We start from the raw sequence: 16,325 nt of genomic DNA, 5'->3' as shown, positions 1-16,325 counted from the left end.
TATGAAAACAATCAAATCATTCTGGATAGCATTATTGCTACTTCTGGTCAGCACTACGATGTCTGCCCAGTGTACTTTCCGTAATACAGCCTTCAAGTCAGGTGAGTTCCTTACTTACAATCTGTATTATAACTGGAAGTTTGTTTGGGTAAAAGCTGGTAATGCCAGTATGTCTATCATCCAAACCACCCGTCATGGTAAGCCTGCTTATCGCGGTTCTCTTGTTACAAGAGGCAATAAGCGTGTAGATGATATCTTTGTGCTTCGCGACACTCTGCTCTGTTACAGCGGCACCGATTTGGCGCCTATGTATTTCCGTAAGGGAGCTCACGAGGGCAAGCGCTATACGGTAGATGAGGTATTCTACAGCTATTCTGGCGGTAAGTGTCATCTCAAACAGCACCGTCAGCAGCATGATGGTAAGCATGTATGGAAGAATGCCACCTACGATGATTGTGTTTTTGACATGATGAACATCTTCCTGCGTGCCCGCAGTTTCAATCCTGCCAACTGGAAGAAGGGTTATACCGTAAAATTCCCTATTGCTGATGGAAAGAACCGCACTCCAGCTCAGATAAAGTTCGACGGTAAGGTTACCATCAAGGCAGATAATGGTGTGAAGTACCGTTGCCTGCGCCTTGCCTATATGGAGTATGAGGATCGCAAGTATAAGAGAATCGTAGATTTCTATGTAACCGATGATGAGAATCATATTCCTATCCGTCTGGATATGTTCCTCAAGTTTGGTGCTGCCAAGGCATTCCTCGTAGGAATGAAGGGTGTGAGAAATCCGGTTTCTTCAATCGTGAAATAAGATAAAATAAAGCTCTCGGTGCATGATGCATCGGGAGCTTTGTTATTAATATGGCTGTGCAAGTTGATTATTTCGGTAGCGATATGGTGAACTCCGACCATTTGCCTTTTTCGCTCTTAACGCTTACTTTGCCACCATGGGCATTAATAACCTGCAGCACATAGTTCAGACCGATACCGAAGCCGCCACGGGTCTTCCGGGCATCTCTTTCGTGCTCAGCAGCACGCTCAAAGCGGTTGAAGATGGTTTTCATCTCACTTCTGGCTATGCCGATACCCTCATCGTATATCTTGATATATACATTTCTGTCATTCTCGGAGGTGGAAATCTGAATGTTGATTTCTTCCTTCGAGTATTTGGTGGCGTTATCTACTATATTGCTGATAGCCTCCTTCAGATATTCCTCATCTGCCAGTGCCGAAGTGGCTCCGAATAGGGTGGTGATATGAATCGGTTTCGCCGATTTCGCCTTGTATTTATCCACCACATCCTCTATCATCGCCTCCAGATCTATTTCAGCCTTCTGGATGCTCAGTTTACCATGTTCCAGTTTCGAGATGGTAAGCAGGCGGTTGATGAGAGCCAGCAGATGCTGTGCCTCCTCTTCTACGATACAAAAGTATTTCTCCTTTATTTCCGGTTTCTTCTCCAGTACGCCGCTGTGCAGATATTTGGTTCCCATGATGATGGAGGTGAGCGGCGACTTCATGTCGTGAACCATGGCATAGGAGAAGTCCTCGCGTAGCAGGCGAACCCTTTCCTGCTCATCGATGTAGTTGATCTGGTCGATAAGGCTCAGAATGATGACCACCATGGTGAGTAGGGAAGTGAGCAGCGTGATGCGACTCTGGTAGAGTGCCGAGAAAAAGGCATGCGCCCTCACATCGGCTGCCAGACTCCAAGGATCGTCGTAGCCCATCTGGTGAACGCTCATCTGGAATGAGTTGTATATCCAGAAAAGTTGCATGCACAGTACGGCTACCAGCGCCATCGTACCGAGCATTTTGGTTCTGTTTGCCTTCATAATCAGGTGGTTTTAGTATTCTTTTTCTTCCTCATCCTCTTGTATCAGCAATGGTTCAATATTCTTCTTGAGAAGATAAAATCCATAGCCCATCACGCCCAGTCCCAGGATGCACAGCAAGATGGTAACCCAGTTGCTGCCCAGGTTGAACGGAATCATGTTGGATATGAGATAAACCGCTAATATCACAATGGAACTACGGGTTTTGCAATAAAGCCAGAAGCCGTATAATGTGCATGGGAGGGCTGCCAGGACGTAAAATATCCAAAGTGTCATTCCCTCGCCCGAACCTGCTGTCAGCGTAGTTGGCATAATCATGAGCAAGTATACAAGTAGAACGACCCATTTCTTCTTTCCGCTCTTCAGAAGTTCTTCCAGAATGGCACCATAAAATACGTAGGCAGACATAAACGAGCCTACCAACATCAGTGGGAGAAACTGGAAAAAGCTGAACTGGCTCATTTCCTTAGGTATAAAATGGATGTCGAAGTAGCTCATTAGGGCATAATAGGCGAGAGTGAAGCCCATCATTGGCATAGAACTGTAGAGCATGAGTTGCCATTTGCTCTTTGGTTTCACCTTGCCTAGTGTAAAACTCGAAAACTTGCCTTTATGAAAGGTAAACCAGATGATGAGTGTAGCTATCAGGGCGAAAGCTATGATGAAAGGAAATGCTTCTGTTGTAGTCATATCTCCCTTGCTGTTGCCTGGCATGTGATCACTACCTATATAGGCATAATACAGGCCAAAGCTGAAACCGCTTATCAGGATAGTGATGAAAAATTCAGCTATCAGGAGAAAGAAGTATAGTATCGCTTTTAACATATATGTTTGTCTTTAATAATCTGTTTTCTTTTCTATCATTCCGTATAGAGATGATTCGTTTTACTGATTTTCTGAGGGTTGAGATGCGCCTATTCTGCGATGAGCTTGAATCCCACACCTCTGATGGTCTTCAGTTCTACGCCCGGTTCGTCTTCCAGCGCTGTGCGGATTTTCTTGATGAATACATCCAGACTTCTGGAAGCAAAATAGTCTTTGTCTTCCACTCCCCAGAACCGGCTCAATACGGCTTCGCGGCGCACCACCTCGTTTTTGTTTACTGCCAGCAGTTCCAGAATCTTTGCCTCTCGTGCGGTGAGCATTTTCTGTTTACCATCCTGCTTATCTTTCAGAGTAGCATGGTCGGCATCTAGAATGTATTTACCCAGTTTTATCTGGTTGCTGGCGTTTTCACTGCGGGCTCCGGCTTTCAGTTGGAGTAGGCTATGTATATGAGCATCAAGCTCTTCTGGAACAAACGGCTTCTTCACATAGTTGTTGGCTCCGGCAGCATAACCTGCCTTCAGGTCCTTCGGCGAGGTGAGTCCGGTGGTAAACAGAATAATGGTTTTTCCATCAACCTCGCGCATTTTCTTCACCATTTCTATTCCGTCCATGATGGGCATGTCGATATCAGATACGATGACATCGGGCTGAAAGTCTTGCCACACCTTCAGTCCTTCCTTGCCGTTTACGGCAGTTTTCACCTCATATCCTCCGATGATATCTTCGAAGCAACTTTTCTCCATATAGGCGAGATTTTCATCATCCTCTACCAGGAGCAGTTTAGTATTTGCCATAATCTTTTCAGTTTTTGATGATTACAGTTGCAAAGATACATTTTTTTTGTGAAAGAGCCATATAAAGAGGTGGAGATTAACTTAAAGATAACATTCATTCCTGAACTTTTGAAGGCACTATGGATTAGGAACGGGGAGTGATTAGGGGCGGGTATAAATTAGGCACGGATTACGTGGATTACACGGATTTATGGCGCAACTGCTAATAAACCATATCATAATTTCTAATAAAGAGTCGTGTAATCTGTGTAATCCGTGCCCAAATAATTATTGCTTATCCGAGTCGATGAGAGCGAGCAGATGCTCTACTGCCACCTCTTGCGGGATATTCTTTTCTACGCAAACCTGCTTGCGGTAGAGGCTTACTCGGTTAGGACCGGCGCCTACGTAGCCGTAATCGGCATCCGCCATTTCGCCAGGACCATTCACGATACAGCCCATGATACCAATCTTCAGGCCCTTAAGATGCTTGGTTGCCTCCTTGATCTTGGCGATGGTTTCACGGAGATCGTAGAGGGTTCTGCCGCAACCAGGACAACTGATATACTCGGTTTTGCTGGTGCGCAGACGGGCTGCCTGGAGAATGCCGAAGGCGGTTTCATCTACAGTCTGGGTAGGGATATCGCCATTGTTCATCAGCCAGATACCATCGGTCAGACCATCAATCATCAGGGCTCCCATATCGGCTGCAGCCTCTAGCTGGAAGTCGCTCTTCTCCTCCTTGCTGTGCTGGTACATCTCTGCGAAAACCACAGGGTTCTTCAAGCCGGCATTCATCATCTCGTGAACCAATGCACGCTGGTCGCCCAGGCGGTTCTGGTGATTGCTGACGCAGATAACCACCACCTCTGGATGAGCCTTCAGGCAGGCGATGTATTCCTCGGCTGGAGTACCAAACTGCAGGGTGAGGAACTTCACGTCGGCCTTGATGCTGGCGATGAGCGGCATTGCCATGGCTGGGAAGATAGGGTAGAGCTTGGCACCAGTAGTCTCTGGCTTGCTGTTCAGCGTCTCGTAAACATTGTAATCTACGATGTAGCTCTGACCTGGCACAAACTGCTTAGGCATCTTGCCGCCTATATAGATATAATCAGGCGTAGCATCCTTGTTCTCACAAGCGGTGCTCTCGCCGTTGATTCGGTTGCTGATGACCACAGGCACATTATTGCCGCCGATATTGCCAACAGCCACGGTTTCGCGGCGGGTAGGGTGTAGCCAGTCGAATGAAGGACAAGCTGCGGCAGGAATCATCAGATGCCCCTTCTTCTTGCCGATATAATCTACCAGATGACGTGCCACTGGAATCTCTGCAGCAGGTTCCTCGCTCAGACTCACGCGAACCGTATCGCCGATGCCATCAGCCAAGAGGGCACCGATGCCTACGGCACTCTTGATTCTGCCATCCTCGCCTTCGCCGGCTTCGGTTACACCGAGGTGGAGCGGATAATTCATACCTTCCTTCTCCATTTCTTCAACCAGGAGGCGCATAGAGCGGACCATGACAACGGTATTGGATGACTTGATACTGATAACCACATCGTGGAAATTCTCCTTCTTGCAGATGCGCAGGAATTCGAGACAGCTCTCTACGATGCCCTCAGGGGTATCGCCGTAGCGATTACGGATGCGGTCGGAGAGTGAACCATGGTTCACACCGATGCGGATGGCAGTATGGTTCTCCTTACAGATGTTGAGGAAAGGTACGAAACGCTCCTCAATCTTCTGAAGTTCGTGAGCATACTCCTCATCAGTATATTCCTGCTTGATGAACTTGCGGGCAGGATCCACGTAGTTGCCAGGGTTTATGCGTACTTTTTCACAATAGAGAGCAGCCACATCGGCAACGTTAGGATTGAAGTGAACATCGGCTACGAGCGGAGTCTGATAGCCGTCGGCACGGATGCCGGCATTGATGTTTTTCATGTTCTCTGCCTCGCGGGAACCCTGAGTGGTGAAGCGCACCAGCTCGCCACCAGCCTTGATGATTTCCTCAGCCTGTTGAACGCAAGCCTCGGTATCATTGGTGTTGGTGGTGGTCATCGACTGGATGCGGATAGGATTATCGCCACCCAGGTCGATGGCTCCGATATGTGCCACAGAAGAGGCACGGCGGGTATAATTGAATAAATCTACCATAATATATAAGATAAGATATGCCCCAAAAGAATGGGGCATATCACATATTAGATTAATTACACTTGAAGTCGTATTTCACCTCAGCCAGATCCTTGTTGGCCTTCTCGATCTTGGCACCGAGACCCGCCTTCCAAGCCTCTACCTTCTTTGCCACTTCCTCATCGGCAAGGGCAATCATTTCGGCAGCGAGGATGGCAGCGTTCTGAGCCGCATTCACACCAACAGTAGCTACAGGAATGCCAGGAGGCATCTGGATGATGCTGAGCATGGCATCAAGACCATCGAGCATACCCTTGATAGGCACACCGATAACTGGCAGAGGAGTAGATGCTGCGATAACACCAGGAAGGGCGGCAGCCATACCGGCAGCGGCGATGATTACCTTCACGCCACGCTCCTTAGCTCCCTTGGCGAATGACTCTACTGCATCTGGAGTGCGGTGAGCAGAGAGGGCATTAACCTCGAAAGGAATCTGGTTGTCGTTCAACCACTTACATGCTTTTTCCATAACAGGCAGATCGCTAGTGCTGCCCATAATAATGCTTACTAATGGTTTCATTTCTTCTTATATTTTATTATAAACTTTATATTACCAATATAGCACAGGCGGTGCCTATCAGAAATCCTGCAACTACCTGTGACAGCGTATGTTGTCGGAGTATCATACGGGCACTTCCTACTGAGCCTGCCATCAGCAGTACGATGCAGAGCCACCACAGCGGATTGAAATCGAAGGCTACAGAATAGGACACCAGGGCTCCTGCCACACCTCCGATGGCTGCCGTATGGGTGCTGATCTTCCACCATACATTGATGAAGGCACAAATCATCTGTATTGCCAGCGCTACCACTACGATGATACTGATGACACGAGGCGTATTGCGGTATTCCATCCAGAAGAAACAGCCGAAGTAGCATACGATAGAGAGGATGTAAGGCACGATACGGCGCTCCTTCTTGCCCAACTCACGCGAGGTCCAGCCCTGAACCATACGGTAGAGGTGGATGAGTAGCGATGGAGCTACGACGGTCAGGAGATAGACCATGCCCAGCATCACCAGTTTGTATCCTATCGGTAACAGCGACATATAACTGAAGATGAACAGAGCAATCAGTCCTACCATCGGCAGATAGAAGGGCGTGAAGATCATGCTCATGATGCGTGCTGTCAATATGATATTCTTCTCTTTCATAACACTAATAACGTATATATTCTTTTTATCTCTCAAATATTTTGTGGTGGGCACCGGCTTATTTCCTGAGTCGTGCCACCGGAATGCCCAGTTGCTCCCTATATTTTGCCACGGTTCGTCGGGCGATAGGGAATCCCTTTTCCTTCAGCAGTTTGGCGAGAGCATCATCGCTGAGCGGCTTTTTCTTATCTTCTTTCTCGATGATGTCGTGCAGGGCAATCTTGATTTTGCGGGTAGACATCTCTTCGCCGTCTTCAGTAGTGTAGCTGTCTGTGAAGAAGAACTTCAGCGGGAAGGTGCCCCATTTGGTTTGGGCATACTTCACGTTGCTCACTCTCGAGATGGTACTGATGTCCAGTCCCGTGCGGTCTGCCACATCCTTCAGGATCATCGGTTTCAGGTCAGCCTCGTCTCCATCCAAGAAGAACTGCCGCTGTATGTCGATGATCGCCTTCATGGTGACGATGAGGGTATGTCTTCTCTGCTTGATGGCTTCGATGAATCCCTGTGCCTTGTCCACCTTTTCCTTGGCGTAGAGCAGTGCTTCCTTATCGCTTCTGCTCATCTTGTCTTTATGCTTCCTGTAGGTGTCAATCATGTCGGTGAATGATGGCGAAACTGTCAGTTGCGGAATGTTGCCGCGGTTCAGCGAGAATGTTATCGTTCCGTCGTCATTGGTGTCGATGATGAAGTCGGGGGTAATCTGCTGCATGTTTCTGCCCTCGGTTTCGCCCATCGATGCGCCCGGTTTCGGATTCAGTTTCCTGATTTCTTCCTGTAGGGTTTCTACCTGTGTATCGTTCAGTTCCAATCCTGCCTTGATCTTGTCCCAATGTTTCTTGGTAAACTCTTCAAAATAGTCGGTAAACACCTCTTCCATCGTTTTGCGGAGCACACCTCTCGGTAGTCGCTTAACCTGCAGCAGGAGGCATTCCTGCAGACTTCTTCCTCCTACACCGGCTGGGTCGAAGGTCTGTAGGATGTGGAGTACATGCTCTATGTCTTTTTCCGTAACATCGATGTTGTGATAGATAGCGAGTTCATCGCAGATGCTGTCTAGATCCTTGCGGAGCAGTCCGTCGTCATCCAGTGAACCGATGAGATATTCCATCACTTTCTTTTCCTTGTCGCTGAGCGGCTGCATGTCCATCTGTTCCTTCAGCTTATCATAGAAAGAGGTGGTGTCGCCGTAAACCATTTCTTCGTAGTCGGCGCTGTCCTGGTTGTTGTATCTGTCTGTATTGTAATCAGGCATCTGGTCATCTTTTCCGATGCTTTCCAGCGCCTGGTCCAGTTCGTCTTTTCTTGCTTCTTTTTCAGATTCAGCCTCGTAGGCATCCTCATCGTTGCTGTTGTCGTACTCATCATCAGCGGGCGAATCATCATTGGCGACATTCTCGTTGAGCATATCGTCTGGGTTCTCGCTTTCCAAAGCGGGATTATCGTCCAGTTCTGCATTGATACTGTCTTCCAGTTCCGTGAGCGGCATTTCCAACAGTTTCACCTGCAGCATTTGCTGGGCTGAAAGTCTTTGAAGTTGCTGTAACTTCTGTGCCTGTGTCTGTATGAGTTTTTGAGCCATAATTACTTAAAGTATTCTTTTAGTTCGTTGGCAAGCTGGTAAAGCTTGTCTGGATTTCCGTTTCCGTATTGGTGCCAGATGTCGCTGCATGCTTCTAGCAGCGGGTGTATCAGTACATCTTCGCGGTTGAGATAAGGATCGCAGTACATGAATACGCCCATCGCCTCGGCAATGACCTTCGGTGATGTTTTGATGAGTTTGCCCAGGTCGATGATTTCCGGTGTTTCCGGCACCATGGTGATTGGTGTGAGCTGGAAGTAGAGGTCGAGGATGATGATGAGTTTTACGGGTGTGAGCGATGGTTCGCCTTCCAGTGGTTCCCAGTTTTTCTCGAATGTTTCCTTCACTTCCACTCCCTCGAAGAACTGCATGGCGTTTCCGCAGCCGTTCATCTGCCTGATGCGCTGTATGTCGCGCTTCAGCAGCTGTGGTTTATCGGCATACTTCTCCCATAGTCGCTTGATTCTCGGAGTCACCATTCTGAGTTTAAACATCTGTTCGTGCAGAAATTCAGGAGGAATGTGCAGTTCCAGACTCAAGTCGACCATCCCTTTCGAGTAGAGAGGTTTCACGCCCATAGGCTTCTTCTGGTACAGCTGCAGCAGCAGGAGCCAGTTTTCTTCGTTCCAGAGAGGATGTCTTGCCATAATTTCTTATCTTTATATATCTTCTGCAAAATTACGATTTTTCGTTGGTAAAACAAAATAATTTAGCGGTTATTTTTTCTTAAATTGAACTTTCTCCAGTCTAGGAGTAAAGGAGTTAAGAATTAATAGGTGTAAAGAAGTCAAAAAACAAAGAGCGCAACTTCGAATATTTCGAAATTGCGCTCTTTAAATTCGATATTCCCAAATTTCTCATAACTCAAGGGTTTTGTTTCCCTTTCCATTACGAAGCCCGAAGCAGCAATTCTGCTCAGGCGTCATCTTTGGTTATCCCATACATTTGATCTTTTTACCTTCAACTCACCTGTTGAAATTATCCTGTTATTCCTTGAATAAACAATCTTTAAATTTACCTTTAAACTAAAACCTAATAAAAAAACAACTAACAATCTTAAACCTAAAAACCTAATAACCTAAACTTTTTGTCGTCCTTGAATAAACAATCTTTTCTTTACCTTAACTAATACCGTTTCTCTGAATAAACAATCTTAAATTTACCTATAAACTAACTAATAACCTAAAACAACTAACAATCTTAACCTAAAAACCTAATAACCTTTTTGTCTTATTGACGATGCAAAGGTACGACGATTTTCCGAACCCACCAAATGTTTTAAGAGAAAATCACATAAAAAAGCCTCTTTTTTGATATAAATCAACTGTGTGTGTGCGCACACACGTGCTATTTAACAGCTATTTGATGTATGTCAACCATTTTAACACTTTCTTCATACCAAGAGCCTGTTCTGTGACTTATACCTTATTATATATAGAGAGGAGGATTATGCTGCCTCATGGAACCGTTCATCGTCCTGACCGGTCGTACAGATACGCCTCTTCGCTCATAGATACGGCGATGGTCTTGAGGCGCAGATAGTCTTCCGACAGGTAGATGAGTCCCTTGTTGCCCCAGTTTTTACCCCATGAATTGCGGCAGACGTAGAATCTCTGCTTGCCTTTCATGAAGGTACCTATGATTTCCATCACATGATCGTCGGTGGTGCGGAGCTGTTCAAACTCCTTCTGTCGCGAAGCCTGGGTCACGGGGCGTTCCATCTGCTGTATGTCGACACAGTTCTTTCGGGGTGCTTTGAATCCCGGTTCGCTGATGTCGCCTTCCCAGCATACCGGATGCCCTTTTTCTACTGCCTTCTGTATGTGGAGCATCAGCTCGTCGAGCGGAAGGTTCAGGTAAGCATTGTGCATCCGGTTATCAGGAACCTCGAGTGCAAAGTATTCTCTGTAAGGATGATGAGAGAAACTGGTGAGTGATACATACTCCTCAGGATAACATACGCTGTGGGCAAACTCCTGAGGGGTATATTCGGCGCCCAGCATGTGTACGGCTTTGGCAGGCATGTAGCCTATTTCTGCGTCAAACAGGTCGTTCAGTTCCTCCTTGAGCTGACCGATGCCCGTCTTTTTCGAGATGGCACCGTCGCACAGTTTCTGCACTTTGCGGCAGAGCACCTTGTAGTTCACGTGCTTCGGGTCTTCATAGCTGTCGTATGGCTGCGCACCATACTTATCTATATAATGTATCAGCATCGGGGCAGTACCGCGCAGGCTGATATTCTTCTTTCCCTGTGCAAAGTAATATTCCAGCGCCTGTTCTTCCAGCATCATGCGGGCTACGTAGGCGATGGAGAGATTCACGGAATCTCCCTTCATGATATGCTCGCTTTCGATGGTGGCAAGCATGCCGTATGCCCAGCAGAGTTCGCTGTTGCCCTGGTCCTTGACGGGTGTAGTACTGATCAGGTGGATATGCTCCGGCAGATAGTCTTCCCCTCCATCAGTCTCAGCGATACCGACCCGCTGCTGCCTGTATCCGCACCCGGCGAATACAAGCAGAGCGAGTCCTATAGTTATGATTTTCTTTCTTTCCATGCCGCAAAAATACAAAAAAGATTTTAATCTGTGGCATTAATCTTTCTTAATTCTCCTTAGTGTCATTGAAATACCTTGCCATAATCCGATTTCGGCATCGTCGGTTCGCTGATACTGAACGACATACCATTTTTATAGGTGTACAGCGGACCCGTATAGATGGTCTTTTTTCCGATTACCAGATGCACGTTGTCAAAACTGCAGGTTTTGATGGCTTTTCCCTCCTTATCTTTACTTTCGGCTGTTACTTGGAGGTTGGTCACGTCATCAGCACCCAGAAGGACAAACACATCAAAACCGAGGTGTTTGGTCTGGTATTTTTTAGGATCGAATGTCCAGCTTCGGGCGATATTAGCTTTCTCCTTACAGAATCCGGTAGAAGGGTCGAATACGGTACCGCAGTTTCCGCTTACTGTGATATCATACGAGTTGCCATTTAGGGTAGGCTTGTCGTTGGCGTTGAGTACAAAGCAGCTCACACCACGTTTGAGCGAAACATTCTGGCTTACCGCCTTGCTACCCGATTCCACCTTGATATCCTGATAGCAATATGCCATATCGCGCACGATATTGTTGGCAAAAGTCATTTCGCTTCTGTTTTTGATGTTCATTCGCTCTTCCAGTTCCATATTCGTATTGACGGCAGCGGCAACGAGAGTGTATTCGCCTGGTGGAACATTGAGGCTTACGTTGCCGAAATTGTCTTCCGTGCTTTCCTGTCTTACAGTGTAGCCGGCAGTGGTATTGTCCCCTTTTGGAATGAGGCATACCTCCAGTTCCGTGTAGAGCTGTGCATCCTTGAGCGATTTTGCTTCCTCTCCGGCTCTCGTTCTCGCCAGATTACTCCCTTCTCCTTGGCCAATAGGCACAATGGAACTTTCGAAGAAGCTGAATCTAACTTCTTGGTTCTTTACTTGTGGTGTTGTTTCAAGCATCACGTTTTCTTGAGTGCAACTAACCATTGCGGCCATTGCGAGGAATAGAAACATTCCTGAGAGCAATGTTTTCTTCATGCGCTTTTTCATTTAATGTTATGCCAGCTGTAAACTGAACCTGATTAAAAAACGAATATCCTGATGGAATATTCTTATTTGTATGCAAATATAGGCAAATAATTTTATTCGATTTGTCAAGATAATCGAATTTCTTTCATTTTTTCTCTATTTTTCTGTGTTTTGTCTTCATTTTGGTGTAACTTTGCACCTGAAATTAGAAAATTGCATTCATGAATACAAAGATAAACGAATTTGAAGTGATGGCACCAGTGGGCTCACGCGAGTCTTTGGCTGCTGCCATACAGGCTGGCGCTGACTCCGTATACTTCGGAATCGGTAAGTTGAACATGCGTTCCCATTCTGCCAACCATTTTACCATCGATGATTTGCGAGAGATAGCTGCCACCTGCAATGAGCATGGCATCAAGACCTATCTCACCGTCAATACAGTCATCTACGACAACGATATCCCAACGATGAAGGAAATTATTGATGCTGCCAAGGAGGCAGGCATCTCTGCCGTCATCGCCAGCGATGTGGCTGTGATGAGCTATTGCAACGAAGTGGGCGAAGAGGTTCACTTATCCACACAGTTAAATATCTCAAACACAGAGGCTTTGAAGTTTTATGCACGCTTTGCAGATGTTTCCGTACTGGCACGTGAATTGAACATGGATCAGGTGAAGTACATCCACGAGCAGATAGAGCAGCAGAACATCTGCGGCCCGATGGGCAAGCAGATTCGTATCGAAATGTTCTGTCATGGTGCTCTGTGCATGGCTGTATCGGGCAAGTGCTACATGAGTCTCGCCAATGCCAACCGCTCTGCCAACCGTGGCGAGTGTGTGCAGATCTGCCGCCGCAGCTATACTGTTACAGATAACGAAACTGGCAACCAACTCGAAATCGACAACAAGTATGTGATGAGTCCGAAGGACCTGAAGACCATCCGCTTCATCGACCGCATGATGGATGCCGGTGTGCGCGTCTTCAAGATTGAAGGCCGTGCCCGTGGTCCTGAATATGTATATACCGTAGTGAAATGTTATAAGGAGGCGATAGCTGCCGTGCTCGACGGCACCTTTACCGAGGAGAAGAAGGATGAGTGGGATAAGAAACTCGCTACCGTATTCAACCGTGGTTTCTGGGATGGCTATTACCAGGGTCAGACTCTCGGTGAATGGAACAAGCATTACGGTTCCGTAGCTACCGAGAAGAAGGTGCTCGTGGGTAAGGTGATGAAATACTTCTCTAAGTTGGGCGTGGCAGAAGTAGCCGTAGAGGCATCTACCTTCGACAAGGGCGAGAAACTGCTGATTACAGGTAACACCACCGGTGTGATGTATCTCCATGCCGATGAAATCCGCTACGACCTGAAACCGGTAGAAACAGCGCAGCAGGGCTGGAGAGTTTCCATCCCTGTACCAGATAAGGTACGCCCTAACGACAAGCTCTATAAGTTGATTACAGTAAATGAAATTAAAGAAATAAAATAATGGCAACAATTAATGAATTGCAGGATGAAGTAGTAGAGGAGTTCCAGGATTTCACCGACTGGATGGACAAGTATCAGATGCTCATTGACTTGGGCAACGAATTGGCTCCTCTCGACGAGAAATACAAGAACGAGCAGAACCTTATCGACGGCTGCCAGAGCCGCGTATGGTTGCAATGCGATTACGTAGATGGCAAGCTCGTATTCACTGCCGACAGCGATGCGCTCATCGTAAAGGGCATCATCGCCCTCCTCATCCGTGTGTTGAGCGGTCATACCCCAACCGAGATTATGGATGCCGATCTCTATTTCGTAGAGAAGATTGGTCTGAAAGACCATTTGAGTCCAACCCGCAGCAACGGTCTTCTGGCGATGATCAAGCAGATTCGCATGTACGCCCTTGCCTACAAGACCAAGGAGGCAGAGGCTTAACCGCCTCTGGTCACATTATATATAAAAGGTATATTATAATGCGTAAATTAAGAACGATAGAGATGAATCGCCTTACCCTGGAGGAATTCAAGGAAGCCGAGAAACTGCCCCTGATAGTAGTCCTGGATGATGTGCGTTCATTATATAATGTAGGAAGTGTGTTCCGTTCCTGTGATGCCTTCCGTGTAGAGGCGGTGTATCTTTGCGGAATCACCGCCACCCCTCCCAATGCCGAGATTCACAAGACGGCGTTGGGTGGCGAAGATAGCGTGGATTGGGAATACTTCAAGACTACCGAAGAGGCGGTAGAGAAGTTGAAGCAGAAAGGCTACTTTGTATATAGCATCGAGCAGGTAGAAGGCTCCACCAAGCTCCAGAACCTGCCTGAGGCTCACCCTTCACTTCCCAAAGGCTACGCCGTTATTTTCGGCAATGAGGTGAAGGGTGTGAAGCAGAACATCGTAGATATGAGCGATGGCTGTCTGGAGATTCCTCAGTTCGGCACCAAGCATTCCCTGAATGTCAGCGTTACCGCCGGTATTGTAGTCTGGGAGTTTGCCAAACTTTTGAAGCTATAAGTTGAGTTCATGCCAAACTTGCGTTTTTTGCGAAGTTTGGCATGAACTCATTTGTTAATAACAATGTGCAAAAATCCCTCAATGAGGGATAAAAATGATTAAATTCATCCCTCATTGAGGGAACTTTTCGAAAGAATTCATCCCTCATTGAGGGATTATTTGTATCTTTGCTGCAGTTTTAAACGATATTCATCTAAAAGAGCAAGATATGATAGACGGGGCATGGAATCATCATCCCTCTCTGGTACTTCGGAATGAATTATTAGAGTCCTGAGCTTTCGCATGTGGTTTAAGTACGGGCTGAAGGTCCAAAAGCTCCTAGCCCAGGGCGTGTGGGGACATGATGCTCTTCTGATGCCTGGGGCATGTGGGGATACCATGGTGTTCTGATACCTGGAGCGTGTGGAGCTTACATGCGAAACTTGAGTTTTTTGAATTGCTCAGATTCTTAATGATTTCCAAAGGTAGCTGGGTAGCTTTGGCTACCTGTTCGGCAGAAAGTCCCATCGCCAGTAAACGTTGTGCTGTTTCAGTGTTGGCCTCATGTTTGCCTTCAACTCTGCCTTCTTCCATACTTCCGGGAAAAGTTGCTGAAAAAGTTTTATGGTTGCATGCAAGCACATGAAGAAGAATACTCAAGTGGTTCAGTCAGCTAACTCAAGTGGTTCAATCAAGCAACTCAAGTAGTTCAGTCAGCGAGTTCAGACGTCTCTGTTAGCTGATGCAGACGTCTCGATAAGCTTACAGATACGTCTCCGTTAGCCTACGCAGCCATATTCGTAACCCGATGCAGCCATATTTGTAACCCGATGCAGCCGTATTCTTGAATAGTAAGCGGCTCCGCATTTATACCATTGTAGTCTTCTCATTTGTTCGTACCTTTGCACCATAATTTTAAAATCACATGAATTATGACAGCAAACGAACGTTATGAGAAGGCTTGGGATTCCTTCTTGGTCTATCTGAGCCGAAATCCCAAGGCCCAACTTACCCCTTTCTTGAAGGAAAGACATGTAAATCATCGCACCATGATGAACTGGATGTGCGAAAAAGGATATTCTGTTTTGCGTGCCAAAAAGGAAATCCGCCAAGCCCAGGAGGCAGCCCGCAGAGAAAAAGCAGAAGCATCTGCATCAAGTACAGGCATGATGTTCGTGCCTATGGAACCTCCTACCATAGATCTGCCTATGGAAGACCTCCTTTATGGCATAAACATAACCTTTCCAAATGGAACTTTGGTTTCCGTTAAAAAAGGATGTGCCAAGTCTGTTATGGCGTTGATGAAACTTTATGAGAAGGAGGATGCAGGATGTTTGGATTGAATGAGAGTACCCAGTACTATGTCTGCCAGAGATACGTACGAATGAACATGGGCATAAATGGCTTGTATCAGATAGTGAGAACCGAGATGGAACTTCCGCCACTTGGTGGTGCGGTATTCATCTTCTTCTCCAAGAACCGCCAGCAGGTAAAAATGCTCAAGTGGGATGGCGATGGTTTCTTGCTGTACCAGAAGCGATTGGAGCGAGGAACCTTTGAATTACCATTCTTTGACCCCAAGAACAAACAATGCAAAATGCCGTACAGGACACTATCGGCCATCATGAGCGGAATTTGCCTAAAAAGCATGAAATATAGAAAGAGACTCAATCTATAGTAGCAGCAAGATAACTCTAACATGTTGTGTGTCAACAAAATAACTAAAAATAATATATAAGAATATTTGCATATCTCGATATTTTTTCGTACCTTTGCACTATGAAAAAGGACGAAATTATAGAACTTCTAAAGGAGCAACTAAGAGTTGCTAATGATACAGTGAGTTCGCTGACTACACAGGTCAACGAACTCATTGAACGTATAAAGTCATTAGAAGAACTGCTCGTCCAGAAAGGAATC

General features: G+C 46.6%; 16 protein-coding genes and 1 pseudogene. 6 read left to right on the top strand and 11 right to left on the bottom strand.

From position 1 onward, the window contains the following. The first annotated feature begins 1 nt into the window (after nucleotide 1). Nucleotides 2-814 (top strand): DUF3108 domain-containing protein, encoded by an 813-nt coding sequence (locus tag KSW37_RS09340; RefSeq protein ID WP_217314262.1) that lies wholly within the window; start codon nucleotides 2-4, stop codon nucleotides 812-814. A gap of 67 nt (nucleotides 815-881) precedes the next feature. Here KSW37_RS09340 and KSW37_RS09335 read toward each other — a convergent pair whose 3' ends face one another. The 10 genes from KSW37_RS09335 to KSW37_RS09290 form a co-directional block, all read right to left on the bottom strand. Beyond that, on the bottom strand, nucleotides 882-1,838 hold the full coding sequence (locus KSW37_RS09335; protein WP_217314261.1) for a sensor histidine kinase: 957 nt from the start codon (nucleotides 1,836-1,838) through the stop codon (nucleotides 882-884). Between the two features lie 12 nt (nucleotides 1,839-1,850). Continuing rightward, nucleotides 1,851-2,663: a hypothetical protein gene (locus tag KSW37_RS09330; protein ID WP_217314260.1), complete on the bottom strand. Its 813-nt coding sequence runs from the start codon at nucleotides 2,661-2,663 to the stop codon at nucleotides 1,851-1,853. A gap of 89 nt (nucleotides 2,664-2,752) precedes the next feature. After that, nucleotides 2,753-3,460 (bottom strand): response regulator transcription factor, encoded by a 708-nt coding sequence (locus tag KSW37_RS09325; RefSeq protein ID WP_217314259.1) that lies wholly within the window; start codon nucleotides 3,458-3,460, stop codon nucleotides 2,753-2,755. Between the two features lie 267 nt (nucleotides 3,461-3,727). Continuing rightward, a complete protein-coding gene (locus tag KSW37_RS09320; protein ID WP_217314258.1) occupies nucleotides 3,728-5,596 on the bottom strand; it encodes a 4-hydroxy-3-methylbut-2-en-1-yl diphosphate synthase in 1,869 nt (622 codons plus the stop codon). 52 nt (nucleotides 5,597-5,648) lie between these two features. Then, on the bottom strand, nucleotides 5,649-6,155 hold the full coding sequence (gene purE / locus KSW37_RS09315) for a 5-(carboxyamino)imidazole ribonucleotide mutase (protein ID WP_153082413.1): 507 nt from the start codon (nucleotides 6,153-6,155) through the stop codon (nucleotides 5,649-5,651). 25 nt (nucleotides 6,156-6,180) lie between these two features. Beyond that, nucleotides 6,181-6,789, bottom strand: a complete 609-nt coding sequence (locus KSW37_RS09310) for a phosphatase PAP2 family protein (protein ID WP_217314257.1) — start codon at nucleotides 6,787-6,789, stop codon at nucleotides 6,181-6,183. Between the two features lie 58 nt (nucleotides 6,790-6,847). Beyond that, the gene (gene rpoN / locus KSW37_RS09305; RefSeq protein WP_217314256.1) at nucleotides 6,848-8,371 is read right to left on the bottom strand and encodes an RNA polymerase factor sigma-54; all 1,524 of its coding nucleotides are present in this window, start codon (nucleotides 8,369-8,371) and stop codon (nucleotides 6,848-6,850) included. A gap of 2 nt (nucleotides 8,372-8,373) precedes the next feature. After that, nucleotides 8,374-9,018, bottom strand: a complete 645-nt coding sequence (locus KSW37_RS09300; RefSeq protein ID WP_217314255.1) for a hypothetical protein — start codon at nucleotides 9,016-9,018, stop codon at nucleotides 8,374-8,376. Nucleotides 9,019-9,840: 822 nt separating this feature from the next. Next, on the bottom strand, nucleotides 9,841-10,926 hold the full coding sequence (locus KSW37_RS09295; RefSeq protein WP_217314254.1) for a C1 family peptidase: 1,086 nt from the start codon (nucleotides 10,924-10,926) through the stop codon (nucleotides 9,841-9,843). A 62-nt stretch (nucleotides 10,927-10,988) separates the two neighbouring features. Continuing rightward, nucleotides 10,989-11,939 (bottom strand): FimB/Mfa2 family fimbrial subunit, encoded by a 951-nt coding sequence (locus KSW37_RS09290; protein WP_217314253.1) that lies wholly within the window; start codon nucleotides 11,937-11,939, stop codon nucleotides 10,989-10,991. 212 nt (nucleotides 11,940-12,151) lie between these two features. Here KSW37_RS09290 and KSW37_RS09285 point away from each other — a divergent pair, with 212 nt between their 5' ends. The 3 genes from KSW37_RS09285 to KSW37_RS09275 are packed head-to-tail and all read left to right on the top strand — an operon-like array spanning nucleotide 12,152 to nucleotide 14,426. After that, the gene (locus KSW37_RS09285) at nucleotides 12,152-13,417 is read left to right on the top strand and encodes a peptidase U32 family protein (RefSeq protein WP_217314252.1); all 1,266 of its coding nucleotides are present in this window, start codon (nucleotides 12,152-12,154) and stop codon (nucleotides 13,415-13,417) included. After that, complete coding sequence (locus KSW37_RS09280) at nucleotides 13,417-13,848, top strand: SufE family protein (protein ID WP_006848257.1); 432 nt, start codon at nucleotides 13,417-13,419, stop codon at nucleotides 13,846-13,848. The genes KSW37_RS09285 and KSW37_RS09280 overlap by 1 nt, the downstream gene beginning before the upstream one ends. Before the next feature lie 38 nt (nucleotides 13,849-13,886). Beyond that, nucleotides 13,887-14,426 carry an RNA methyltransferase gene (locus KSW37_RS09275; RefSeq protein WP_217314251.1) on the top strand — a complete coding sequence of 180 codons (540 nt, stop codon included), beginning with the start codon at nucleotides 13,887-13,889 and terminating at the stop codon, nucleotides 14,424-14,426. 432 nt (nucleotides 14,427-14,858) lie between these two features. Here the strand turns inward: KSW37_RS09275 and KSW37_RS16235 are convergent. Continuing rightward, nucleotides 14,859-14,999 (bottom strand): annotated as a pseudogene (locus KSW37_RS16235) (Rpn family recombination-promoting nuclease/putative transposase); the annotation flags it as partial. Nucleotides 15,000-15,337: 338 nt separating this feature from the next. Here KSW37_RS16235 and KSW37_RS09265 point away from each other — a divergent pair. Both KSW37_RS09265 and tnpB read left to right on the top strand, forming a co-directional pair. Continuing rightward, a complete protein-coding gene (locus KSW37_RS09265) occupies nucleotides 15,338-15,748 on the top strand; it encodes a hypothetical protein (protein ID WP_217314250.1) in 411 nt (136 codons plus the stop codon). After that, nucleotides 15,736-16,083, top strand: a complete 348-nt coding sequence (tnpB, locus tag KSW37_RS09260; protein WP_118189835.1) for an IS66 family insertion sequence element accessory protein TnpB — start codon at nucleotides 15,736-15,738, stop codon at nucleotides 16,081-16,083. The genes KSW37_RS09265 and tnpB overlap by 13 nt, the downstream gene beginning before the upstream one ends. Nucleotides 16,084-16,325: the final 242 nt, after the last annotated feature.

The sequence above is a fragment of the Segatella copri genome, from assembly GCF_019127135.1.
GTDB lineage: Bacteria > Bacteroidota > Bacteroidia > Bacteroidales > Bacteroidaceae > Prevotella.
Note: the sequence above shows the minus strand (reverse complement) of the source record. Positions and strands in the feature narration are given on the sequence as shown.

Excerpts from the sequence above, each read along its gene's own strand:
- KSW37_RS09340 (WP_217314262.1), top strand. The coding sequence starts at position 2 with ATGAAAACAATCAAATCATTCTGGATAGCATTATTGCTACTTCTGGTC.
- KSW37_RS09335 (WP_217314261.1), bottom strand. The coding sequence starts at position 1,838 with ATGAAGGCAAACAGAACCAAAATGCTCGGTACGATGGCGCTGGTAGCC.
- KSW37_RS09330 (WP_217314260.1), bottom strand. The coding sequence starts at position 2,663 with ATGTTAAAAGCGATACTATACTTCTTTCTCCTGATAGCTGAATTTTTC.
- KSW37_RS09325 (WP_217314259.1), bottom strand. The coding sequence starts at position 3,460 with ATGGCAAATACTAAACTGCTCCTGGTAGAGGATGATGAAAATCTCGCC.
- KSW37_RS09320 (WP_217314258.1), bottom strand. The coding sequence starts at position 5,596 with ATGGTAGATTTATTCAATTATACCCGCCGTGCCTCTTCTGTGGCACAT.
- purE (WP_153082413.1), bottom strand. The coding sequence starts at position 6,155 with ATGAAACCATTAGTAAGCATTATTATGGGCAGCACTAGCGATCTGCCT.
- KSW37_RS09310 (WP_217314257.1), bottom strand. The coding sequence starts at position 6,789 with ATGAAAGAGAAGAATATCATATTGACAGCACGCATCATGAGCATGATC.
- rpoN (WP_217314256.1), bottom strand. The coding sequence starts at position 8,371 with ATGGCTCAAAAACTCATACAGACACAGGCACAGAAGTTACAGCAACTT.
- KSW37_RS09300 (WP_217314255.1), bottom strand. The coding sequence starts at position 9,018 with ATGGCAAGACATCCTCTCTGGAACGAAGAAAACTGGCTCCTGCTGCTG.
- KSW37_RS09295 (WP_217314254.1), bottom strand. The coding sequence starts at position 10,926 with ATGGAAAGAAAGAAAATCATAACTATAGGACTCGCTCTGCTTGTATTC.
- KSW37_RS09290 (WP_217314253.1), bottom strand. The coding sequence starts at position 11,939 with ATGAAGAAAACATTGCTCTCAGGAATGTTTCTATTCCTCGCAATGGCC.
- KSW37_RS09285 (WP_217314252.1), top strand. The coding sequence starts at position 12,152 with ATGAATACAAAGATAAACGAATTTGAAGTGATGGCACCAGTGGGCTCA.
- KSW37_RS09280 (WP_006848257.1), top strand. The coding sequence starts at position 13,417 with ATGGCAACAATTAATGAATTGCAGGATGAAGTAGTAGAGGAGTTCCAG.
- KSW37_RS09275 (WP_217314251.1), top strand. The coding sequence starts at position 13,887 with ATGCGTAAATTAAGAACGATAGAGATGAATCGCCTTACCCTGGAGGAA.
- KSW37_RS09265 (WP_217314250.1), top strand. The coding sequence starts at position 15,338 with ATGACAGCAAACGAACGTTATGAGAAGGCTTGGGATTCCTTCTTGGTC.
- tnpB (WP_118189835.1), top strand. The coding sequence starts at position 15,736 with ATGTTTGGATTGAATGAGAGTACCCAGTACTATGTCTGCCAGAGATAC.